This is a genomic window from Acidimicrobiales bacterium (genome assembly GCA_040219085.1).
GTDB lineage: Bacteria > Actinomycetota > Acidimicrobiia > Acidimicrobiales > JAVJTC01 > JAVJTC01.
Genome location: JAVJTC010000017.1, coordinates 110,802 through 132,879 on the forward strand (window position 1 = coordinate 110,802; position 22,078 = coordinate 132,879).

Below are 22,078 nucleotides of genomic sequence, written 5' to 3' on the forward strand. Positions count from 1 at the left end.
TCGTGGACGTTCACCACCACGGTCCGGGAGGGTCGAAGGTCCCCGGCGGGTCGTGACCTTCGGCCCTCACTTCGCCAGCACGGAGGCCCGATGCTGGGCGAGACTGGGACGGACAGGGCACCGACGGGCGACCACACGGGCCACCGACTCCTCGACCTGGAGCAAACACCTGATGTACAGCGAGATACTCGTACCCCTCGACGGTTCGGCAATGTCGGCCCGGTCCCTTCCCGTCGCAGTCGCGCTCGGGGCGGCGATGAGTTCCCCCGTGAAAGCGGTGAGCATCGCGCCGCCGGGAGGCGAAGACGAGCGCTCAGCGATGATCGACGCGCAGGTCGAAGGCCTCGCTGGTGTGACAGCCGAGGTGGTCACGACCGACGCAGCCGTCGCGGACGTTCTGGGTGAGATGATCGCCGAGAATCCGGGGACGCTCGCCTGCATCTCGACGGTCGGCCACAGCCACACCGGCGCCGCGCTCGGCTCGACGTCGGAAGGGCTGCTGCAGCGCACCTACGGCCCCCTCGTCCTCGTGGGACCGTCGTGCAACACCGAGTTCACGCTGTCGGGTTCGATCCTCGCGACGGTCGACGGATCCGACTTCTCCGAGGCCGCTGTTCCCGTGGCCACCGCGTGGGCGGTTGCGTTCGGCCTCGACGTCGAGATCATCGAGGTCCACGACCCGGATGCGGGCTCTGCCTTCCGCTCGACCGGCGGCGCCGACGTCGGTAGCGAGAGCGGCCACGTCCAGTCGATCGCATCGGACGTCCGTCGCGAGCTCGGCCGCGACGTGAACTTCGAGGTCCTCCACAACCGCCATGCCGAGCACGCGATCGTCGAGCACGCTCTGGCCTCCAAGGCGGCACTGCTCGCCATGGCCACCCACGGAAAGTCCGGCCTCGGTCGCCTCGTCCTGGGCAGCGTGACCATGGCGACCGTGCACCGTGCACCGTGCCCGGTGATAACGATCCGGCCACCCGACCTCGGCGACTGACCGGGCCGCGAGAACGAGGGACCATGTTCATCCACGACTTCATCCGGGTCGACAGACCGCTCGACCAGGTGGTCGCCACGTTCGGCGAGACCGTCCGGCCACAACTGGCTGAGATCCTCAAGCAGGCCTACCGTCCCGATCGCGCCACCTGGATCGAGGCGGGGGCGCGCGGCCCTGACATCACCCCGCCGGGATGGGTGGCCGTGGAGGTCGGGGTGGCCCGCCTGCGCGAGAACGCCGTCGTGATACCCATCGAATGGAACCCGACGGGTGGACGACTCGTCGCTTCAGTGGACGCTGACCTCCAGCTCTCGGGCTGTGGCCCGCACTTCACGGATCTCGACATGCTGGGTCGCTACCGACTGGCTGACCCGGTTCCCCGCCTGTCCGGCGACGCCGACATCGCTCGTCGCATCACCGTGACCGTGCTGCGGCGATTCCTCCAGTCGCTGTCGGGAATCCTCGATGCCGGTGGGGGTACCCCCTCTGCCGGCACCGTCACAGCCATGTCCGCGTGAGCTGTTCGCCTACGATCGGACCATGGCTGACACAGTGCCGTCCCCCGCCGCGCTGCTCCCGCCGTCGCAGCTGTGGGATGCCGCACCCGACGCGATGGTGCTGGTAGACGAAACCGGGCGCATCCGGGCCGCCAACCTCGCCAGCGAGCACCTGTTCAAGCATTCTGTCGAGACACTCGTCGCCATGTCCGTGGAGGAACTCGTACCGGTCGAGCGCCGTGGCCGCCACATCTCCCAGCGTGAGCGCTACGACGACAACCCGACGCGCCGGCCCATGGGACAGGGCCGACGTCTCGACGCGCTGAGAGCCGACGGCACCGTCGTGCCGGTACAGATCTCGCTGTCACCGATCACAACCGTCGACGGTGACATGACCATCGCCGCCGTGCGAGACGTGAGCGACTGGCTCGCGGCCGAGGAGCGCGCCTCTCTCGCGAACCGTCGACGCCTGATCGCCGAGGATCACGACAGGATCGCCCGCGAACTCCACGACACGGTGATCCAGGAGCTCTTCGCGCTCGGGATGGGGCTAGAGGCCGTCGCTCCGGAGATTCCCGCCGGACCGGTCTCGGCACGGATCGACCGGTCGATCGACACGATCGACCGGGTGATAACCGAGATCCGGTCGGCGATCTTCGGTCTCCAGCACGCCCCCGGCGACGATCATCTGCTGCACGGGGAGATCCACTCCGTCGCGGACCTGCTCCAGGCCAGTCTCGGCTTCGATCCCAAGGTGTGCATCGAAGGCCCTCTCGAGAGTCTCCCGTCGGTGGTCGCCGACCACGTCGTGCCCACCATCCGCGAGGCCCTCGCCAACGTCGCCCGTCACGCCTCCGCCACGGAGGCGACCGTCGCGGTGGTCGTCGAACCGCACCGCCTACGCGTCGAGGTCCGCGACGACGGGGTCGGCTTCACGTCACCCCCGTCGCGTCGCAGCGGCCTGGAGAACATGGAGCGCCGCGCTGCGCTGCTCGGCGGCGAGAGTTCGATCAGCTGTTCTCCCGACGAGGGGACGGTGCTGCGGTGGAGCGTGCCGCTGGGCACCGACGCGTGACGGTCGCGTCGGGTTCAGTCGTCGTCGGTGCCGAGCCGGGCACGTCGCCGTTCGTCGAGGCGGGCGGCCAGCGCCGCCGCTTCGGTACGGCGCTGCATCCCGAGCTTCGCGAGGAGGTTGGAGACGTAGTTCTTCACCGTCTTCTCCGCGAGATACATCTCTTCGCCGATCTCCCTGTTGGAGAGACCTTCGCCGATCAGTTCGAAGATCCGGCGTTCCTGATCGGTCAACTCCTCGACCAGACCGCTGCCGGACTCGCGCAGGCGCTGGAGCGCGAGCCGGACGGTGGCCCTGTCCAACAGCACGGCACCGCCGGCGACCCGGCGGATGGAGTCGGCGAGCTCGTTGCCCCGCACCTGTTTCAGCACGAAGCCGGCCGCGCCGGCGAGGCTCGCGTCCACCAGCGACTGGTCGTCCGAGAACGACGTGAAGATGAGGCAGGCAACCTCCGGGTGCGCCGAGTGGATGTCGCGGCACACCTCGATCCCGTTCCCGTCCTCGAGTCGCACGTCGATCACCGCGACGTCGGGCTGGGTGTCCCCGACCACGCCGAGCGCCTCGGCCGCGGTCGCGGCTTCACCGACGACGACGATGTCGTCGTTGGCTTCGAGCATCTCAGCGACGCCGCGACGGACCACTTCGTGGTCGTCCAGCAGGAAGACCCGGATCGGCATGGCGACCATTGTCGCCGATCGGAGCACTCTCGCGCATGACCACACCCATCTTCCCCACCGGCACACCGGTCGTGGTCCCGCTCGAGTCGGCCGGGGCGACCGCTGCCGTTGGCCCGGGAGCACAACTCGCGCGCCTCCTCGAGGGCCGCATCGTCGTGTTGAGCGCCGTGGAGGACCCCCACGAGGTGGCCGGACGCCGCGCCGAGATCGCCGCGTCGGAAGCTGTGGCCTCCCTGGGTGACGATGCACGGATAGAGGTCGTCGCGGATCCGTTCGCCGAGAACGCGATCGCGGCGCGTCGGGACGCCGTGGTCTGCATGGCGACATCGGCGAACGCGTTGCACCTCGACGGCTACCTCGGGTCGATGGCCGAAAAGGTCGTCCGGGTGACCGGTCGGCCCACTGTTCTCATCGGCCCCTCCTGCGTCACCGCAGACGCGTTCGTCGTGACCCGTGTCGTCCTCACCGACGACGGTTCGCCGACGGCGGCCGCGGCCCGGCCGGTCGCTACCGAGTTGGCGACGCTGCTGGAAGCTGCCGTCGAGACCGTGACCGTCGCCACCGGTGGTGCGGAGCCGACCTCCGCCGACGTGACCGTGCTCGACGGCGACGACGTCCCGAAGGCGGTTCTCGCCCATGCCGGCGACGACGCGGTGATAGTGATCGCGACCAGGGGCCGACGAGGTATCCGCCGGCTTCTGGGGGGCAGCACGACCGCCCGGATCGTTCGGGACGCCCGACGCCCTGTGGTCGTGGTCGACGGTAGAGCCCCCGACAGAGGAGATCCTTCGTGAACTTCCACTCCGCCGTCGTCGGTGTCGACGGCTCCGAGGCGTCCATGTTCGCCCTGTTGTGGGCGGCGATGGCTGTGGGTGGCCCCGAGAGGGTCCACCTCGTCCACGCGGTCCACCCGGTCTCCGATGTCGTCGGCGCGATCGTGAACCTCGACCCCGACGCACGGGCCAACCAGGCGGAACGGGCGATGGAACAGGACTGGCTACCCCTCGTGCCGGGCGCGACCGGCGAGATCCGCTATCAGCGGGCCGCCGACGCCCTCGCCGAGGTCGTGACGGAACGCGGGGCGGACGGCGTGGTCGTCGGTGAACACGGCTGGCATCGCTGGACCCGGAGCTACGTGGGGTCCACTGCCTCCAAGCTGCTCCACCGGATACCGGCGCCGGTCGTGATCGTCCCCGTGACCACGCCGCTCGAACGCTGGGCCGAGGTCGTGGTGGGGATCGACGGCGATCCCGACAACATCGCGACCCTCGTGTGGGCGGCCAGGATGACCGCCACCCACGGCGGGAAGCTCCGGGTCGTCTCGGTGGTCGAGCACCACCGCCTGCGTGCCGCGGTCGCCTATGCAGGCCTCGACCTCGAGGTCGTGAGGAGGCGACTCGAGGCCGACGTCGTCGCGCAGGTCGACGAACACGCACGACCGTTCGGGATTCCGATCGAGACCGAGGTCACGGTCGGGGACCCGGTCGACACCCTCGTCGACGCCGCCGAGAACGCGAGCCTGCTGGTCATCGGCCGTCGGTTCCACGGCTCGATGTCGGAGTTCCTGCTCGGCTCGAACGGACGCTGGTGTGTCGGGCGTTCACGCTGCCCGGTCGCGACCGTGCCCATCGCCCACACGACCTGACGCCCTTCGCAGCGCCCACGATGCTGGACCGGACTTCGGGCCTGCGAATGCGGCAACGTCCTACAGTTGCGGGCGATGACGGCGGATGACCTCGGCGACTACATCGCCCCGGAGGACCGGGCGGCAACGTGACTGACACGACCATTGGGACTCCCCGCTACCTCTGGGGCCCGAGTGTTCGCGCCTTGCGGGTCGAGCTGTTGGGGGTGGGGCCCGTGGTGTGGCGGAGGTTCGTCGTGCCGTCGGAGACGAAGCTGCCGAAGTTCAACCGCATGCTCGAAGCAGTCATGGGATGGCAGGGGTATCACCTGCACATGTTCGAGATCGCCGACCTGCGCATCGGTTCGTCCGACGAGGATGATGACGACGTGATCGACGAGCGCCGCATCACGCTGAAGCAGCTGCTACCCCGGGTGGGATCGCAGGTGCGGTGGGCGTACGACTTCGGTGACAACTGGCACTACGACGTGGTCGTGGAGGCGATCGAGGAACCGTCGCCCGATGTCCGCTATCCGATGTGCACGGCTGGAGAGCGGGCGTGCCCGCCGGAGGACTGCGGGGGCGTCGGCGGCTACGAGGACCTGCGCGATGCGCTGGCAGATCCCGAGCACTCCGAGCACGAGTGGCTGCGGGAGTGGGCCGGCGTGGGATTCGACCCTGACGCGTTCGACCAGACGGCGGCGACGCAACGTCTCCGTCGCGTCCGGTAGGAAGCGGTCGTGGCACCTCGGATCACCTTCGAGCAGTCCGGCCAGCAGGCTCGGGAGTTGTCGGATCGGGTCGATGCCGCTCGCAACGCCGGCGACAGCGAGGCGGAGCTCGACGCGCACTGGGCGCTACTCGAGCATCCCTGTGCCCACCATCAGATCGTCGAACACGAGGTGCTCGACGAGGTCCACCAGGTATTGCGCCGACTGGGGCGCTTCGACGAGGCGATCCAGGCCAAGCGCGAGGCCATCGACGCTGGCTACCGGTCAAGCCCCGACCCCGAGGCCGACATCGCGGAGTGCCTGGTCGAGGCCGGGCGTCGCGACGAAGCAGACGCCCTGTTCGCCGAGCTACGTCGGCGCGACCCCGACGACGTTTGGCTCTACAACTCGGCTGGGTGGGCCTACGGACGCGTCGATGACCGTGAGGCGCTGCGCTGGTTGCGCGCCGGCATCGACGTCGCCATAGCGACCGGCGATGTCGATCAGGTGATCGGCCAGCTCCTCGACATGACCCGCGCCTGCTGGGACCGTCTGGAGGAGAACCACGACACCGAGCTCGTTGCTCGGGTCGAGGCGTTCGAGCGCGACTGGGTCCGCCCGCCCCGAAGAGATCGCTCCTCGGGCACGCCGTCACGACTCGACCAGGGCAGGCGCCGCTGCGGTCACTGCGGGTTCGATCCCGATCGGCCGCCAATTTCGGCAAGGACACCGGGCGGGCCGTTGCGGCCTCGCGAGTCGGCGAAGGTAGCGCTGTCGCTGGCGTGGTTCCCTGCTGACGAGTGGGAGTCAGCGGTGCAGCGGTGGCCGCACCTGACCGAGGACTTCCCCGTGCCCCACGACGAGTACAGCCATCGAATCGAGGCGCGGATGAAATGGCTCGCTCGTCACGAAGCCGCGCGGGTGCTGACGATCTCGCCGCTGAGCGTCGACGAGCTGATCGAGACCGAAGGCGCCAACGCGGGCACGGGTGAGGGCCGCTCTCACCTGGCGGCCGACGTTGCCCGCACGGGCCGCGCGATCCCCTGGCCCCCGGCCCGCAACGACCTGTGCTGGTGCGGCTCGGGCCGCAAGTACAAGAAGTGCTGCGGGCCCGTGGCCCCGGCGGAGGAAGACTGATGATCCCCGACCTCGACCTCGCCCGGGTGCAACGCTGGATCGACGCCCGAAACGCCGAGATCCCCGAGCGGGCTCACGACACGATCCGCTACGAGATCGACGTCGCCGACCGCACGATCACCGTGCTCGAACGCCGCCCACCCTGGCGCGAGGACTTCGGGCCGGACTGGACCCGTTTCCCGATCTGCCGGTTCCGGTACACCAAGGTCCGCAAGCAATGGTCGCTGTACTGGCGCGATCGCCACCTCAAGTTCCACGAGTACGACCTCGTCGCCCCCACCCCGCACCTCGACGAGCTGATCGACTACGTAGCCAACGACCGCAGCGGACTGTTCTGGGGATGACCGAGCAACGCTACCGGTACGACGAAGTCGACGTCAGCAGTTGGCAGCGCGCCCACGAGGAGATGCTGGGCACGAAACCGAAGCGATGGCTCTTCGATCCCGACGCCGAGACCTACTGGCTGATGAAGGACGTCACCTTCAACCGGTTGCGCTCGAGAGGATCAGCCCACCGGACCACCCAGGTGGTCTCAGCGCATGGCAGACCTTCGTCGGATTCCTGGTCCTCGATGCCCTGATCGGCAACACCGACCGCCACCAGGAGAACTGGGCCGCGATCGCCAGCGGGCCCGATCGTCGACTGGCACCCACGTTCGACCACGCGTCGAGCCTCGGGTTCCAACTCGGCGGTGATCAGCGCCAGGAACGGCTGATCACCGCCGACCGGAACCGGACTCCTGAGGCCTACGCCGACCGGGCGCGCTCTCGATTCGAAGGCCACCCTTCGCCTACGCGGGTCGCGATCGAGGCGCTCGGCGATCTTCGCCCAGCGCTCCGTGACCAATGGCTGGAGCGATGCCAGGACATCGGACGACTCGTCTCAGCGATCGAGAGGGTTCCCGAACCCCGCATGTCCCAGCCCTCCCGAGCATTCGCCGAGCGGCTGATGAGACGGAATCATGCGCGCCTGCTGTCACACGGCTTCGTACCGTGTGAACATGCCCTCGCAGTTCGAACGACGTCTCTACGTGGCGTGGCGCCACCCAGAAGGTTCGATCATGCCGGTCGGGCTGCTGACCCAGCGGGTCGTCGATGACGAGCAGTCGTTCGAGTTCGTCTACCTAAAACTCGCTGAGCAACAGGACCACTTCGAGCCCCTGCCCGGCCTTGTCGACCTTCACCGCCGGTACGAGAGCAGGCAGCTCTTTCCCGTCTTCGCCAATCGGCAGATGCCACGCGAGCGCCCCGACTACGACGCATTCGTTCAGCAGCTCGACCTCACCGCCGAGGCCGACCCCTTCGAGGTCTTGGCACGCAGCGAAGGCCGCCGCGCGACCGATCGCATCGAGGTCTTCTCCGCGCCGGTACGAAGTGATGACGGGCAACTCGCTGCGATCTTCTTCGCTCGCGGGGTGCGTCACATCGAAGGAGCTTCAGAAGCCATAGAGGAACTGGCAGATGGTGACGCGCTCGAGCTGGTGCCCGAGGAGTCAAACCCCGTCAACGAGCGGGCGATGCTTCTGAACTCCAGGACTGGTCGCTCTGTTGGGTACGCACCCGACTATCTGCTCGAAACGATCCACGATCTTCTCGACCACGACGCAGACTCGGTCCGCGTACGCGTCGAGCACGTGAACCCGCCCGCATCTGCTCCGCACATGCGCCTGCTCTGCCGCCTCGTAGCTCCGTGGCCGCAAGGCTATGAGCCACTGTCCGGCCCGAATTTCCTGCCGCTCGCCGGCTAACCGCAGCGGACCGGTCGAGCCATCAGCCGACGCCGGCGAGGACCCGAACCGCAACGTGGACCGGGAGGCGCTCAGCCCTCGATCGGCTCGTTGATCGTGTCGACCACCAGGACAACACCGTCGTCGTCGACCTCCAACAGGAGAATCCTGCGGATGTCGAACTCCAGCCGTGGGGTCCCTTCGGCGCGGGTGTCGAAGATGAACTCGACACCCGGTCCGTGCACGACAGGACCCTCCGCTGGGTCGAACACACCCTCGATTCGGATGTCGTCACCGAGCGGGATCGGCTCCGAGGCGACCACGAATCCGCCGTCCCGAGCGAGCAGGACGATCAACTCGGAGGTGATCCCGCTGCCACCGAATCCGGCGTCGAGCACGACGAGCGCATCCTCGAGCCCGTCGTCGTCCACGTCCGCGGTGAACACCGGGGTACGCAGGGCGACCTCGGCGAACTGTGCGTCGCCGGGTGCACCCCGGAAGAACGCACCATCGGTGAGCGTCACAGGGCCGTCGGGAATCAGAGTGGTCGGCAGGGTCGCGTCGGCGACCCCCTCGAGCGAAGAGGCCACCACGTCATCGGCCGGGTCCTCCACAGACACGGTCGTCGCAGCGAACGTGACGATGTGCACCTCGGAGTTACCCAGATCGTCCACCCACGAGGAGTAGGCGAACCGGTCGGCGCCGATCACGGCGATCTCCCCGAAGTCCATCCCGCCGAGAACCGCAGTCGGTTCGACCGACCCGGACGGGTCGATCGACACCAGGCGACGGCTCGTGACCGTGTCGAGTTGGATGAAGGTCGCGAGGTATGCACGACCGTCGGGGGCCCAGACCCCGGAGGCGCCGGCCTCGCCGTCGGAGGCAGTCGCCGAGACCGCCTCGCCCGTGGCGACATCGACCAGCTCGACGACGTCGGGTCCCTGGATGGCGGCGAGCGTCGCATCGGGCGACACGACGATGCCGTAGGGCGTGGCACGGTCGATGACCCGGGCGTCGGGGATCCTGACACCGCTCGTCGTCCCGGCGATCACGCCGCCTGACGGGAGTTCACCGAACACGACGACGTCTTCGGCGATCACCTCGATGACGGACCCGGATGTCGGGTCGACCCGCAACAGGCGGCGCGTCTCGCCGTCGGGACCGAAGGTCGCCGAGGAGACCAGAAGGTCACCGTCGCGGGACCAGGCCAGGTCGGGGACGAACTCGCCGAGCGCCTCGACGGACAACTCGACCGGCGCGCTCAGCAGGCCCCCAGCGCCGATCTGTGCGACAGCGAGACGACCGGCGAAGCCCTCGCACTGTTCGAGGATCGCGGCGCGGCCCGAGCCATCGATGACGATGTCGAGGCCACCGGAGGCGTTCGTAATCCCGGCGTCGGCCAGTCGACGCTCGCCGGTCTCGACGTCGTACACGAACAGGGTCCGCCGCTCGACACCCTCGCAGCCGAGGCCGCCGTCGGGGTCGAGGTCGCTCACGTACAGCCAGCGGCCGTCCGGAGAGGCAGCAATGAGCCGGCCCGGGCCGACAACGGTGTCCTCGGCGACGGTCGTCCAGTCCACCACCGTCTCGCCACCGGATGGATCCCCGTCGCCGGAGTCGCCGCCGTCGGGGACTGCGGTCGTCGGCGTGACGGCGGGTGTGCCGTCGGGCACGGGGGCCGGTTCGTCGGAGGTGTCGGGGCCCGCGGTGATCGCCTCGTCGCCGCCGTCGTCCTCCAGCAGGATGGCCGCGACGGCCGCGCCCACGGCCACCAGCACGAACGCCGCCGCCGCGGCCAGGACGATGCGGGCCCGCCGTGCGCGGCCTGCGGCCGGTTCGGGGACACGCGTGAGGGGAACCACGGTGGCGGACTCCTCATCGGACGAGTCTCCGGCACGAGCCGACTCGGCGGCGGCCCGCGCGCCGGCGGGTGTGCGGGCGATGTCGGCCCGCAGGTCGTTCCAGAAGCCGTCGCGGTGCTCGGGGGCCACGAGGCGGTCGAAATGGCGGCCGAGTTCCTCGTCACGCCCGCTGTTCTCGTTGCGGTCGTTCATGGCCGGGGCTCCCCGTTCTCGTCGGTGTCTTCTTTCTCTTCGAGGGAGAGGACCACCCGCAGCGCCCGTCGGGCCCGGTTGAGTCGGCTGGCGACGGTGCCGGGCGCGATGTCGAGAACGGCCGCCGCCTCGTCGTAGCTCAGGCCTTCACCGTCGACGAGGAGGATCGCCACGCGGTACTCGGGCGGCATCGCACCGAGAGCCCACTGCAGGCGGTCCCGCTCGGCAACCTCGCGTTCGGGACCGGGGCGAGCGCTCGGCGGCACCCGGGTCTCGTCCATCGCCACCTCAGACCGACGGTTGCGGGTCCGTAGGTGGTCGAGGCACACGTTGGCGGTGATGCGGTAGAGCCACGTCGAGAACGAAGAACGCCCGTCGAATCGCCCGAGGGACCGCCAGGCCTTCAGGTAGGCGTCCTGGAGCGCGTCGTCCATCGCCGTCGCCGATCCGAGCATCCGGTGGGCGAGACGGCGCATCGTCTCGTCATGGGCCCGGATGAGCCTCTCGAAGGCCCCGGGATCACCGGCGGCGGCCGCGGCGACGAGCGTGGCTTCGTTCCCCACGTTCATGCGGCTGATCACTGCTCCCTTCACACCGACTTGGACGGCTGAGGTACCCCGATCCTTCCCGATCCGCGCGAACTTTTCGCGGAACTGCCCGGACGCGTCCGCGCCGTGACCTCGACGAGGCCGTCGACTACTCGACGAGGACCCGTTCGAAGCGGCGCACGGCGACAGCGATGCCGACGACCGCAAGGGCTGCCAGGTATCCGACGTGCACGGCGCACTCGGCGCCGACCTCGCCGAGCGTGAGCCGCCTGACCAGGTCCACACCGTGGTAGAGCGGCGTGAACTGGATGGCCACCTCCAACCAACGCGGGTACACCTCGAGTGGGTAGAAGGTGGTCGACAGCAGGAAGAGCGGGAACGTCGCGAGGTTGATCCACATCGTGTCGTTCCAGGTGCGCATGAACGTGGTGGCGGCGAGACCGGCGCCGGCGAACGCCGCTGCCAACAGGGCAGCAGCGGGAACGACGAGGATCGCCCACCACGATGCGACATACCCGAGGGCGGCCATGATCACGAGGAACCCGGCCGAGTACGTGGTCCCACGCACGACCGCCCAGGTCAACTCGCCGAGCGTGATGTCGAGCACGCGTACCGGCGTGGCCAGCATCACGTCGTAGGTCTTCATCCAGCGCAGCTTGTGGAAGATGTTGAACGTGGAGTCTGCGATCGCACCGTTCATCGCGGCAGCGGCCAACATCCCCGGAGCGACGAAGTCCTCGAAGTCGATCAGGTCGCCGCCGGGTCCGGCCACCTCGCCGACGAGGGCACCGATCCCGACGCCGATCGACAGCAGGTAGAACAACGGCTCGACGAATCCCGACGCCATCACGACCCAGTTGCGGGTGTAGGCGATCACGTTGCGTTCGGTCACCCGCAGCGCACGGGGCATCCGGCTCACCGGGCGAGCCTCCACTCGTAGGCGCGCCGCACGACCATCCAGGCGACGACGCAGTACAGGGCGAGGACCCCGCCGTGGCCGGCGGTGGCGAGGTCTGCACCGCCGAGGACGACGTCACGGGAGATCTCGACGCCGTGCCACAACGGCGTGATCCACGCGAGCCAACGGACCCCGATCGGCAACTGGTCCACCGGGAAGAACGTCCCCGAGAACAGGAACATGGGGCCGATCACGAAGCGGATGGCCCCGATCATGGACCCGGTCTCGTTCTCGCGGGTGACCGAGAACGCCGACATCAACGCGGCGATCACGAACCCGACGGCCACCGCGGCGACCAGAGCGATGGGCGCGAGCGCGGACGAGACCAGACCCAGCGACGCGGTCACACCGAGGAAGACCACCGAGGCCAGCAGAACCCGAAGCATCATGAAGGCGAGATGGCCGACCATGACGTCGACCACCCGCAACGGCGTAGCGAGCTGGGCGGGGTACAGGCGGTCCCACTTGACTGCGCCCATCACCGGCCACGCGGCGTCCAGCCCCGCGATCTGGATCCCCGATGCCACCATCAGGCCCGGTGCGAGGAACTGGACGTAGTCGAGGCCGCCGAGGTCCTGCGCCGCCGACACCGAGTCGTCGACGAGCGAACCCAGACCGAACCCGAGCGCCAGAAGGAACATGAGCGGGTTGACGAAACTCTGGGCGAGCGAGCTCCACCAGGTCCGGCGGTACGCGACGAGCCACCGCTCGAGGGCCAGACGCCCGGCCCGGAGACTGCCGAACCGGGGCGAGTTCAACGGAACGGCCATCAGTCCACGAGCGTGCGGCCGGTGAGCCGCAGGAAGACATCCTCGAGCGTGGAGCGCCGCACGAGCACCGAGTCAGCGCGGACGTCATGGTCCGACAGGTGACTCACGACGCTGTCGCCGTCGGCCGCGTACACGAGGATCCTGTCGGCGAGGACCTCGGACCGTACGTCATCGCCGAGCGGTCCACACACCGCCTTCTCCCGCACCTCGAGATCCACATCAGGGTCGTTCCAGCGCAACTCGACCACTTCGGGTGTCGACCACTCGTCGATCAGTTGTCGGGGTGCGCCCTCGGCGACGATGCGTCCGTGGTCCATGACCACGAGGCGGTCACAGAGCTGTTCGGCCTCGTCCATGTAATGGGTCGTGAGGATCTGGGTGACACCACGCTGCTTCAGGCTCCACAGCCGCTCCCAGATGACGTGGCGGGCCTGGGGGTCGAGACCGGTGGTCGGTTCGTCCAACAGCACCATCTCGGGTTCGTTGATGAGCGCCCGGGCGATGGTGAGTCTGCGTTTCATCCCGCCGCTCAGGGCGTCGACCAGGCTGCCCCGCCGGTCCGTGAGCTGGACGAAGTCCAGCAGCTCGCCGGTGCGCTCGGCGATGACGGAACGGGGCAGGTCGAAGTACCGGCCGTAGACGAGGAGGTTCTCGCCGACGGTCAGTTCCGTGTCGAGGGCGTCCTCCTGAGGCACGACACCCAGCCGGGCCCGGATCCGCGGGCCGTCACGGTCGGGGTCGCCGCCGAGCACCCGCAACTCACCCGCGCTGACAGGCGAGACGCACGCGATCATCCGCATCGTCGAGCTCTTGCCCGCCCCGTTGGGACCGAGGAAACCGAACACCTCGCCCGGGCGGACCTCGACGTCGATGCCGTCAACCGCACGGAAGTCGCCGAAGGTCTTGACGACTCCCCGGGCCCGGACGACGGGCTCCGCTCCGACGGGTCCGGCAGGACCACCGCCGGCCGCTGAGGTGCTCAGGCCACGGCCTCGTCGATGCGTTCCATCACCTCTTCGTTGAGGGACTCCGCAACCTCGAGCGCGGCCATGTTCTCGTGGACCTGCGAGACGCGGCTGGCGCCGGTAATGACCGTCGACACATTGGGGTTCTTCGTGCACCAGGCCAGCGCGAGCTGGGCGAGCGAGCAGCCGAGCGCCTCGGCGATGGGCTGGAGCCGGCGGACCTTCTCGTTGGCGTCGTGGGCGGTGATCTGTTCACGGAGCCAGTCGTAGCCCTCGAGGTTGGCGCGGCTGTCGTCGGGCACGCCGTCGAGGTACTTGCCCGTCAGCAGCCCCGACGCGAGGGGGCTCCAGATCGTGGTGCCGAGCCCCACGTCCTCGTAGAGGCGGGCGTACTCGGTCTCCACCCGGTCGCGGTGGAGCAGGTTGTACTGGGGCTGCTCGGTCACGGGGGCGTGGAGGTGGTGGCGCTCGGCGATCCCGTAGGCGGCGCGGATCTCGTCGGCCGACCACTCCGAGGTCCCCCAGTAGTGCGCCTTGCCGCGGTCCACCATGTCCGACATGGCCCGCACCGTCTCGGCGATGGGCGTGTCGGGGTCCGGGCGGTGACAGTACGCGATGTCAACGAAGTCCAGACCCATCCGCTCCAGCGAAGCGTCGATGGCCTCGAGGAGGTACTTGCGGTTGAGGGTGAGCTGGGTGTTGGGTCCCTCGTGGATGCCCCAGTAGAACTTGGTGGTGATGACGTAGCTGTGGCGTGGCCAGCCGAGTTGGGCCAGGGCCTCGCCCATGACCCTCTCGGATTCGCCGCCCGCGTACGCCTCGGCGTTGTCGAAGAAGTTGACCCCGGCGTCGTGCGCGGCCTGCATGCACTCCAGGGCCACGTCGGTGTCGAGTTGGTTGTGGAACGTCACCCAGGATCCCAAGGACAGCGCGCTGACCTTGATCCCGGCGTTCCCGAGTCGTCGGTACTGCATCTCCATGGTGGCCACTCTACGGGTGGCCGGTGACGGTGGTCGGGGTCGGAGCTCCGATCAGGCGACGGGCGTGAGGCTCTCCACGGTGATCCCGAACTCCTCGTCGGCGATGAACTCCTCTTCGTCGACGTAGTAGGAGAGCGGGTATCCCGTGTCCTCGTCGAACTGCGCGGTCACATGCGCCGGCGGCAGAGCGAGCGCCGCCTCGATCTCGGCGAAGAGGTCCTCGACGGTGCGGGCCGGCGGCTCATAGCCGGAATCGAACTCCGATTCGAACGAGGAGTCCACGACGACGCCTTCCCGCACCGACACCGTCACCACGAGCTCGGGGCAGAAGCAGTTCTCGCGGTAGACGAGGTCGTAGGAGTCGATGCCGGCGGCGTCCCAGCGGGCACGGGCGGCGGCGAGGTCGTCGACAACATCGCCGAGTCGGGCGAAGCCGTCCACCGAGTACGACGTCCCTCCGTCGACGGCCATCGCGTCGAGGTCGAGGTTCACGTTCTTCGGGTGGCCGTCGGTCCCGTCGTAGGTCACGTCCACCTTCACGCCCGAGCCGATCGAATCGGCGATCTCGTCGAACATGTCCTCGACGGTGCGGCGCGGCAGGTCTTCGGGAGCCGGGTCCCCGAAGGACTTCATGGATGTGACGAGCCCGTCGGTGACGGCCACGGTGAACGGGCCGCGGTACGCGTCGAGACACTCGCAGAAGCGGCTCCAGGTGTAGGAGTAGGTGGCCAGTCCGTTCTCGTCCCACAGCGCGCGGGCCGCAGCCAGATCGGCAAGTGCCTGCTCGTCCACCGCAGGCGTCGGCGACGGCGTGGGATCGGGCGTCAGGGTCGGGTCCGGGGTCACCGCGGGTTCGCCGGTCGGTGTTGGCTCCGCCGTGGGCGTCGCGTCGTCACCGACAGCCACGTCGGCGTCGTCGTCTCCACAGGCGGCGGCGATCAACGCCACGGCGAGCAGGGGTACCAGCAACAGTCTGTGCGCACGGTTCATGAACACTCCGACGACACGACACGGCGGAAAGTTCCCGCCTACCTTCGATTCCATGCGCCGTCGCAGCAGTGCCCACCCCGAGCCGGTCACGCCCGGACCCGGCCAGGAGTCTGTGTGGGACTACCCCCGGCCACCTCGGCTCGAGGCCTCGGACCGCCACGTGGTCGTCCGACTCGCCGGGACTGTCGTCGCCGACACCCGCCGGGCTCTGCGGGTGCTCGAGACCTCGCATCCGCCGTCGTGGTACCTGCCGCCCGGGGACTGCGACATGACGTTGTTCAGCGCCGCGCCGGGGTCGTCGTTCTGCGAGTGGAAGGGCCTGGCGTCGTACTGGACCGTGACGGTGCCCGGCGAGACCGCCGAGCGGATGGCCTGGTCCTACCCCGAGCCCTCCGAACGCTTCGCTGAACTCCGCGACCACATCGCCCTCTACCCGCCGACGTTCGACTGCACCGTCGACGGCGAGGTCGTCCGCCCCCAACCTGGCACGTTCTACGGCGGCTGGGTCACCAACGACGTGGTCGGCCCCTTCAAGGGCGAGCCCGGGACGATGTGGTGGTGACGATGTTGTCGACACGGCGCCGCGATCGGGCTCGGTAGCCTGCGCGCGTGGCATTCGAAGACCTGACAGACCCGCCCGGCACGGTCCTCGTGGTGGTCGCCCACCCCGACGACATCGACTTCGGCACGGCCGGGACCGTGGCGAAACTCGTCGCGGCCGGCTCGAACGTCGTCTACGCCATCGGCACCCGGGGTGAGGCCGGGCCCCCCGAGGACATGGACCGCGAGGAACTGGCGGACATGCGCGAGGCCGAACAGCGTGCCGCTGCGAGCGAGGTCGGCGTGACCGACGTGCGCTTCCTGGGCCTGCGCGACGGCCACATCGAGGCGAACCTGGAGACCCGGCGGGTGATCTCGCGGGTCATCCGGGACGTGAGGCCGGACCTCGTCATCACCCAGAGTCCGCTTCGCCGCTTCGACCGGATCTACTCCAGCCACCCGGATCACCTCGCCGTGGGTGAGGCGACGATGGCGGCCGTGTACCCGGACTCCCGCAACCCCCACGCCCACCCCGAGCTCCTGGCCGAGGGCTTCGAGCCCCACACCGTCCCGGAGTGCTGGATCGCCGGGGCCGAGCCGCTCGACGTGTTCGTCGACATCACCGCGGTGTTCGACCGCAAGCTCGCTGCGCTGAAGTCACACCAGTCGCAGACCTCCAAGATGGACGTCGAGGACCTGCTGTCCCAGTGGGCACAGCTGATCGCCCGCACCTACGGACTACCCGAGGGCCGCCTCGTCGAGGGCTTCCGCCGCGTCCACGCGATCTGACTCAGCGAGGGCGCCGCCAACAACACACGAGGTACCGTGCGTGCGTCATGAAGCCGCAGGCCCTGCTACGCATCACGGGAATCCTCGTCATCTGTCTCTGCATGTCATGTGGCGACAACCCGTCGTCGGCAGTCGTCGAGCCGGCAGCAATCGTTGAGCGGGATCAGGCCCTGGCCGATCTGGCCGTTCTCCGCCCAGAAGACGTTGGTCGTGGGTGGGAGCTCATTGAAGTGGCCGGGAGTTCGGATCTCGCGGACATCGAGGTCTGCACCGACGCGATCGAGGCCACAACGCGTTCGCGATTGGAGCCGACCGGCGTGGCAGAAGCGTGGTTGTCCAACTCGAGCGACGACAACATGTCCATCACCAGCTCGGTGCTCGTCTTTCCCACCGATGAGGCGGCAGTCCGGATTCTCGAATCCTGGTCCAGCAGTGACCTACCCGAGTGTCTCGACGCATCCTTGGAGACCGACTTCGAGGCAGCTGACACGACCGCCCGGCAGGGATTCGACGAGATCGAGAGCACGTCCCGCTTCATCGAACATCCGCTTCTCGGAGACGACGGCGTATCCACTCAGACACGCTCCGTTGTCTCTGGCGCGATCGGCGAGCGGTCGATAGTCCAGGACTTCTTCATGACAAGGGTCGGAAGGTCACTCGTTCTCACGGGAACTGTGACCGAGGACGGCTACGTCTCGCCTTCTGAGATCATCGAACCGGTCATCCGACGACTGACCAGTCCAATCTGACCCACCGACGCGCTGGGTTCAGCGTGGCGCAGGATCCTCAGCGCAGGGTGGGATTCAGCGTGTAGGTGCCCGCCTGGGACGCCTCGGCGAGGACGTGGCCCGCCATCGCGGCCGCGGCGTCTCCGCCGGAGAAGTCACCGGACAACCCGAGCGATTCGACATCGAGGGCATAGAGACGGAACTCGTAGCGGTGCACGAGTTCGTCGTTCCACGGCGGGCACGGCCCGTCGTAGCCACCGTAGGTGCCGCCCATGTCGGGATCGCCGGCCATGAAGCCCGTGTAGTCGTTGATCCCCTCGACGCCCCACGGCTTCGCACCGGGCGCCTTGCCTTTCGCTGTGACGCCGTCGCTCGCCTCGCCCTCGGCGATCTCGGAGCGGTCGGCGGGCACGTCGACGAGCACCCAGTGGTGGAAGTCCACCCGGGGGAGGTCGGCGGGGATCGTCTTCCCCTCGACGTTGACGTCGTCGGCCACGGACGGCACCAGCGGGTCCACGACCATCAGCGCGAACGACTTGGTCCCTGCCGGTGCTCCCGACCAGGTGATGCGCGGGTTGCGGTTGGGGCCCAGTGCCATGGGGCCGTCGTCGGCGGGCACGCCGAACGAGAAGGTCGTGGGGACGGGGTCACCGTCGTCGAATCCGTGCACGGTCATCTCGAGGGTCATCGTGACTCCTGGGTCGCGGTCCTGATCCGACTCTAGAGCGACAGCGCCGCCGAATTCGGGGCGACCGGGCTGCGCCGTGGTGCCAGGATGGCGACATGACCGAGACCCCTGCCGACGCATGGGACGGTTCGCTGTACGCGGCGAACACCGCCCACCATCGCGCCCACGACGACCGCCTCCTCGACAGCCTCGAGCCCGAACCCGGCCAGGCCGTGCTCGACATCGGCTGCGGAGTGGGTGATTTCACGGTCCGCCTGGCCGACATCGTGGGCGGACCGGGCGGCGGACACGTCACCGGCACCGACCGCTCCGCCGACATGATCGCCACGGCCACCGCCACCCACGAGCGGCCGGACGTCACATTCCGCACCCTCCCCGCCCAGGAACTCGCCTCGACCTTCGAGGAAGGCACGTTCGACCGGATCATCTCGGTGGCGTGCCTGCACTGGATCGACGGCGCCGAGCATCACGGGATCCTCGCCGCCTGCCACCGACTTCTCGGCCCGGGCGGGCGCATGGTTCTCGACTTCGGCGGGCGGGGCCAGATCGCGGCAGTGCTCGACATCGTGGACGAGTTCGCCGTGCCGATGAGCTTCCCGGCCTGCCCCTGGTACTTCCCCGGCACCGAATACCGGGACCTCGTCGTGGGCGCGGGCTTCGACGACGCCGCAGTGTCAGTCGAGCTCGTCCACCAGGTGCGGTCCATGCCCACCTTCGACGACCTGTGCGGTTGGCTGGACTCTCAGGTCCTCGTCGCATGGAAGCCCTACCTGGCCGACGACATGTGGGGGGCCCTGCGCGCCGGCGTGTTCCAGAAGGCCTACACGGCGCTGCGCCGTGACGACGGCAGCTACGACGTGGACTACGTGCGTTGCTCGGTGGTGGCCAGCCGCTGAGCGGCCGTCCCGGTCGACCCGAGCGGCCCGGTCAGCGTCGGTCGGGCAGGAACGGGAACTTCTCGCGCACCTCGCGCACCCGGTCCGCGTCCAGGTCCACGATCAGCGTGGTCTCCACCGCCGCGGCCGCGGCGATCACCTCGCCGAACGGGTCGATGACGAGCGAGTCGCCGGAATAGTCGAGCTTTCCGCCCGTGCCCACCCGGTTCACGCCGACGACGTAGGCCTGGTTCTCGATGGCGCGCGCCACGAGGAGCGCCTTCCAGTGCTCACGTCGCTTCGTCGGCCAGTTGGCGGGGATCAGGTAGGCGTCGACATCGTGGGCGAGAGCCCAGAATTCGTCGGCGAAGCGCAGGTCGTAACAGACGAACAGCCCGACGCGGAACCCGCCGAGGTCGACGGTGACGAACTCGTCGCCCGCCGCGAAGCGCTCGTGTTCACCGGAGTACGAGAAGGGGTGGATCTTGTCGTAGTGGTGCATCTGCCCGTCGGGGCCGGCGAGGACGAAACGGTTGCGGGGCAGGCCGTCGTCGACCACCACGGGGATGGACCCGCCCATCCAGATTCCGTGCGCCTCGGCCTGGTCCACGAGAAACGCCGTGCTCGGGCCGTCGGGCTTCTCGGCGGTGCGATCGGTCGCCATCGAGAACCCGGTGGAGTACATCTCGCACAGGACGACGAGGTCCGCTCCCCCGGCGACGGCGGCATCCACGCGGGGGGCCAGGCGAGCGAAGTTCGCCCCGGGGTCCTCCCAGACGGTGTCCTGCTGCACGGCGGCGACGCGGATGCGGCTCATGCGGAGTCTCTTCCTGTTCCGAGGGTTGCGAGTCGGGCGGCGGCCTCGTCGATGAGGTCGGGGCGCTTGCAGAACGCGAATCGTACAAGGGGTCGACCCGCGGCCTTGTCGTCATAGAAGACCACGCTCGGGACCCCCACGACACCACACCGTTCCGGTAGTGACCAGCAGAAAGCGAGACCGTCGGCGTCGTCGGGACCCGTGATGGGTGTGATGTCGGTGGTCACGAAATAGGTGCCCGCCGGTGTGAAGACGTCGAAGCCGGCCGCGCTCAACCCGGCGACGATGCGGTCCCGACCGGCCTTCATCCCTACGGTGAAGGACCGGTAGTAGTCGTCTCCGAGTCCGAGGCCGACGGCGATCCCGTGTTGGAACGGCCCGCCGCAGACGTAGGTGAGGAACTGCTTGGCGGTGCGCACGGCGGCGACCAACTCGGCCGGTCCGGTCACCCAGCCGACCTTCCAGCCGGTGAACGAGAACGTCTTTCCGGCCGAGGAGATCGTGACGGTCCGCTCCGCCATCCCCGGCAGCGTGGAGATGGGGATGTGCTCGCCGTCGTAGACGAGGTGCTCGTAGACCTCGTCGGTGACGACGAGGAGGTCGCGTTCGATCGCGACCGCGGCGATGTGGTCCAGCTCGGCCCGGCTGAACACCTTGCCGGTGGGGTTGTGGGGGGTGTTCAGCAGGATGAAGCGGGTCTTCGGGCCGACGGCAGCGTCGAGTTCGTCCGGGGCGAACGAGTAGTCCGGGGCGCGGAGCTGGACCGGGCGACGCACCGCACCGGCCATCGCGATCGTGGCGGCGTAGGAGTCGTAGTAGGGCTCGAACGCGACGACCTCGTCGCCCACGTCGCACAGCGCGAGGATCGCCGCGGCGATGGCCTCGGTCGCCCCCACGGTGACGAGAACCTGGGAGTCGGCATCGAGGTCGATGTCGTAGAAGCGCTTCTGGTGGCCCGCGATGGCGGTCCGCAGTTCGGGGATCCCCGGCCCCGGTGGGTACTGGTTGTGCCCGGCTCGGATCGCGGCGATAGCAGCCTCGGAGACCTCGGCGGGCCCGTCGGTGTCAGGGAACCCCTGGCCGAGGTTGATGGCGCCGGTACGGGCCGCGAGCGCGGACATCTCTGCGAAGATCGTCGTCCCGAAGCCCTGGAGCTTCGCGGTCAGGTACGGCGCCCGCTCGGTCACGTCCAGAGCCTACGAGTCGGTGTGGCCCCGGCCGTGACCCCGGTAGGCCCCGGCATCCGCGATGGCGATGTCGAAGAGGCGCTGGAGCTCGGCCGACAGCTCGGCGGTCCAACGACGGCGGGCGGGTAGTGACACGCGGCCGGTGCCGTCGCCGGGCGGGTCGATGGGCTCGCCGACGATGACCGAGACCTTGCGGCGCCGCAGCTTCTTCGCTCCCGACGGCAGCGCCTCTTCGGTTCCGGCGATGCCCACCGGGACCACCTTCGCCCGGGTGCGGGCGGCGAGGAACGCCGGGCCGTCGAAGAGCTCACCGACCTCCGGGCCCGACCCGCGGGTCCCCTCGGGGAACACGAGCAGACACTCGCCCCGTTCGAGCAGCTTCTCGGAGGCGACGAGCGCCTCACGGTCGGCGGCTCCCCGTCGCACCGGGTAGGCGCCGAGGGCGGCGAACAGCCAGCCCGGGCCCTTCCGCTTCTTGAACATCGTGTCCTTCGCGAGGGCCCGCAGGCGCCGCGGCGACGTGGCACCGAGGAGCGCCGCGTCGAGGTTGGACCGGTGCACGGGGGCGACGATCAGCGGCCCCGGGGTCGCCATGTTGTCGAGGCCCTCGACGGTGAACCGCAGGAACGGCTTGAGGATGAGGTTGATGAGGCCGACGACGAGGCGGAACGCGAGGTGCCCGGCCCGGCTTGCGGTGACGCCGTGGGCCCACTCGGTGAGCTCGGCGGTATGGCTGGTGTCGTGGTCGGCCACCG

Annotated in this window: 26 protein-coding genes; 14 read left to right on the top strand and 12 right to left on the bottom strand. The window is 68.8% G+C overall.

The window, feature by feature from the left end:
- Positions 1-172: 172 nt before the first annotated feature.
- The 3 genes from RIE08_07090 to RIE08_07100 are packed head-to-tail and all read left to right on the top strand — an operon-like array spanning position 173 to position 2,563.
- Positions 173-991 (top strand): universal stress protein, encoded by an 819-nt coding sequence (locus RIE08_07090; GenBank protein ID MEQ8717361.1) that lies wholly within the window; start codon positions 173-175, stop codon positions 989-991.
- A gap of 23 nt (positions 992-1,014) precedes the next feature.
- Entirely contained in the window at positions 1,015-1,509 is a 495-nt protein-coding gene (locus RIE08_07095) for a hypothetical protein (GenBank protein ID MEQ8717362.1), read from the top strand.
- Positions 1,510-1,531: 22 nt separating this feature from the next.
- Positions 1,532-2,563, top strand: coding sequence for a PAS domain-containing sensor histidine kinase (locus RIE08_07100; protein ID MEQ8717363.1), 1,032 nt, complete (start codon positions 1,532-1,534; stop codon positions 2,561-2,563).
- A 14-nt stretch (positions 2,564-2,577) separates the two neighbouring features.
- Here the strand turns inward: RIE08_07100 and RIE08_07105 are convergent, their stop codons facing one another.
- Positions 2,578-3,237, bottom strand: coding sequence for a response regulator transcription factor (locus RIE08_07105; GenBank protein MEQ8717364.1), 660 nt, complete (start codon positions 3,235-3,237; stop codon positions 2,578-2,580).
- Between the two features lie 35 nt (positions 3,238-3,272).
- On the opposite strand from RIE08_07105, the gene RIE08_07110 reads away from it, so the two are divergent.
- The 7 genes from RIE08_07110 to RIE08_07140 all read left to right on the top strand — a co-directional run bounded on the left by RIE08_07110 (position 3,273) and on the right by RIE08_07140 (position 8,455).
- Positions 3,273-4,031, top strand: coding sequence for a universal stress protein (locus RIE08_07110; GenBank protein ID MEQ8717365.1), 759 nt, complete (start codon positions 3,273-3,275; stop codon positions 4,029-4,031).
- Positions 4,028-4,882 carry a universal stress protein gene (locus RIE08_07115; protein ID MEQ8717366.1) on the top strand — a complete coding sequence of 285 codons (855 nt, stop codon included), beginning with the start codon at positions 4,028-4,030 and terminating at the stop codon, positions 4,880-4,882. Before RIE08_07110 ends, RIE08_07115 begins: the two co-directional genes overlap by 4 nt.
- A gap of 128 nt (positions 4,883-5,010) precedes the next feature.
- Entirely contained in the window at positions 5,011-5,592 is a 582-nt protein-coding gene (locus tag RIE08_07120; protein ID MEQ8717367.1) for a plasmid pRiA4b ORF-3 family protein, read from the top strand.
- 9 nt (positions 5,593-5,601) lie between these two features.
- A complete protein-coding gene (locus RIE08_07125) occupies positions 5,602-6,708 on the top strand; it encodes an SEC-C metal-binding domain-containing protein (GenBank protein MEQ8717368.1) in 1,107 nt (368 codons plus the stop codon).
- Complete coding sequence (locus RIE08_07130) at positions 6,708-7,052, top strand: DUF3024 domain-containing protein (GenBank protein MEQ8717369.1); 345 nt, start codon at positions 6,708-6,710, stop codon at positions 7,050-7,052. The genes RIE08_07125 and RIE08_07130 overlap by 1 nt, the downstream gene beginning before the upstream one ends.
- A complete protein-coding gene (locus RIE08_07135) occupies positions 7,049-7,288 on the top strand; it encodes a hypothetical protein (protein MEQ8717370.1) in 240 nt (79 codons plus the stop codon). The genes RIE08_07130 and RIE08_07135 overlap by 4 nt, the downstream gene beginning before the upstream one ends.
- Before the next feature lie 480 nt (positions 7,289-7,768).
- The gene (locus RIE08_07140) at positions 7,769-8,455 is read left to right on the top strand and encodes a hypothetical protein (protein ID MEQ8717371.1); all 687 of its coding nucleotides are present in this window, start codon (positions 7,769-7,771) and stop codon (positions 8,453-8,455) included.
- Positions 8,456-8,526: 71 nt separating this feature from the next.
- Here RIE08_07140 and RIE08_07145 read toward each other — a convergent pair whose 3' ends face one another.
- From RIE08_07145 to RIE08_07175, 7 genes are all read right to left on the bottom strand, one after another.
- Positions 8,527-10,488: a hypothetical protein gene (locus RIE08_07145; GenBank protein MEQ8717372.1), complete on the bottom strand. Its 1,962-nt coding sequence runs from the start codon at positions 10,486-10,488 to the stop codon at positions 8,527-8,529.
- Positions 10,485-11,057 carry an RNA polymerase sigma factor gene (locus RIE08_07150; GenBank protein MEQ8717373.1) on the bottom strand — a complete coding sequence of 191 codons (573 nt, stop codon included), beginning with the start codon at positions 11,055-11,057 and terminating at the stop codon, positions 10,485-10,487. The genes RIE08_07145 and RIE08_07150 overlap by 4 nt, the downstream gene beginning before the upstream one ends.
- A gap of 127 nt (positions 11,058-11,184) precedes the next feature.
- Positions 11,185-11,946, bottom strand: coding sequence for an ABC transporter permease (locus RIE08_07155; GenBank protein ID MEQ8717374.1), 762 nt, complete (start codon positions 11,944-11,946; stop codon positions 11,185-11,187).
- 5 nt (positions 11,947-11,951) lie between these two features.
- Positions 11,952-12,764, bottom strand: coding sequence for an ABC transporter permease (locus RIE08_07160; GenBank protein ID MEQ8717375.1), 813 nt, complete (start codon positions 12,762-12,764; stop codon positions 11,952-11,954).
- On the bottom strand, positions 12,764-13,747 hold the full coding sequence (locus RIE08_07165; protein ID MEQ8717376.1) for an ABC transporter ATP-binding protein: 984 nt from the start codon (positions 13,745-13,747) through the stop codon (positions 12,764-12,766). Before RIE08_07165 ends, RIE08_07160 begins: the two co-directional genes overlap by 1 nt.
- Complete coding sequence (locus tag RIE08_07170) at positions 13,744-14,709, bottom strand: aldo/keto reductase (protein MEQ8717377.1); 966 nt, start codon at positions 14,707-14,709, stop codon at positions 13,744-13,746. The genes RIE08_07165 and RIE08_07170 overlap by 4 nt, the downstream gene beginning before the upstream one ends.
- A gap of 51 nt (positions 14,710-14,760) precedes the next feature.
- A complete protein-coding gene (locus RIE08_07175) occupies positions 14,761-15,699 on the bottom strand; it encodes a DUF6174 domain-containing protein (GenBank protein MEQ8717378.1) in 939 nt (312 codons plus the stop codon).
- Positions 15,700-15,751: 52 nt separating this feature from the next.
- Here RIE08_07175 and RIE08_07180 point away from each other — a divergent pair, with 52 nt between their 5' ends.
- From RIE08_07180 to RIE08_07190, 3 genes are read left to right on the top strand one after another with little or no spacing between them, the layout of a single operon-like run.
- Entirely contained in the window at positions 15,752-16,261 is a 510-nt protein-coding gene (locus tag RIE08_07180) for a DUF427 domain-containing protein (GenBank protein MEQ8717379.1), read from the top strand.
- Between the two features lie 47 nt (positions 16,262-16,308).
- Positions 16,309-17,028: a PIG-L deacetylase family protein gene (locus RIE08_07185; protein ID MEQ8717380.1), complete on the top strand. Its 720-nt coding sequence runs from the start codon at positions 16,309-16,311 to the stop codon at positions 17,026-17,028.
- Positions 17,029-17,075: 47 nt separating this feature from the next.
- The gene (locus tag RIE08_07190; GenBank protein MEQ8717381.1) at positions 17,076-17,777 is read left to right on the top strand and encodes a hypothetical protein; all 702 of its coding nucleotides are present in this window, start codon (positions 17,076-17,078) and stop codon (positions 17,775-17,777) included.
- A gap of 37 nt (positions 17,778-17,814) precedes the next feature.
- Here RIE08_07190 and RIE08_07195 read toward each other — a convergent pair whose 3' ends face one another.
- Positions 17,815-18,444 (bottom strand): YbhB/YbcL family Raf kinase inhibitor-like protein, encoded by a 630-nt coding sequence (locus RIE08_07195; protein ID MEQ8717382.1) that lies wholly within the window; start codon positions 18,442-18,444, stop codon positions 17,815-17,817.
- Positions 18,445-18,539: 95 nt separating this feature from the next.
- Here RIE08_07195 and RIE08_07200 point away from each other — a divergent pair, with 95 nt between their 5' ends.
- The gene (locus tag RIE08_07200) at positions 18,540-19,340 is read left to right on the top strand and encodes a methyltransferase domain-containing protein (protein ID MEQ8717383.1); all 801 of its coding nucleotides are present in this window, start codon (positions 18,540-18,542) and stop codon (positions 19,338-19,340) included.
- Positions 19,341-19,371: 31 nt separating this feature from the next.
- Here RIE08_07200 and RIE08_07205 read toward each other — a convergent pair whose 3' ends face one another.
- Genes RIE08_07205 through RIE08_07215 form a run of 3 tightly spaced genes read right to left on the bottom strand, consistent with a single transcriptional unit; the run spans position 19,372 to position 22,076 of the window.
- Positions 19,372-20,136, bottom strand: a complete 765-nt coding sequence (locus tag RIE08_07205) for a carbon-nitrogen family hydrolase (GenBank protein ID MEQ8717384.1) — start codon at positions 20,134-20,136, stop codon at positions 19,372-19,374.
- The gene (locus tag RIE08_07210) at positions 20,133-21,323 is read right to left on the bottom strand and encodes a pyridoxal phosphate-dependent aminotransferase (protein ID MEQ8717385.1); all 1,191 of its coding nucleotides are present in this window, start codon (positions 21,321-21,323) and stop codon (positions 20,133-20,135) included. The genes RIE08_07205 and RIE08_07210 overlap by 4 nt, the downstream gene beginning before the upstream one ends.
- Before the next feature lie 9 nt (positions 21,324-21,332).
- Positions 21,333-22,076: a lysophospholipid acyltransferase family protein gene (locus RIE08_07215; GenBank protein ID MEQ8717386.1), complete on the bottom strand. Its 744-nt coding sequence runs from the start codon at positions 22,074-22,076 to the stop codon at positions 21,333-21,335.
- Positions 22,077-22,078: the final 2 nt, after the last annotated feature.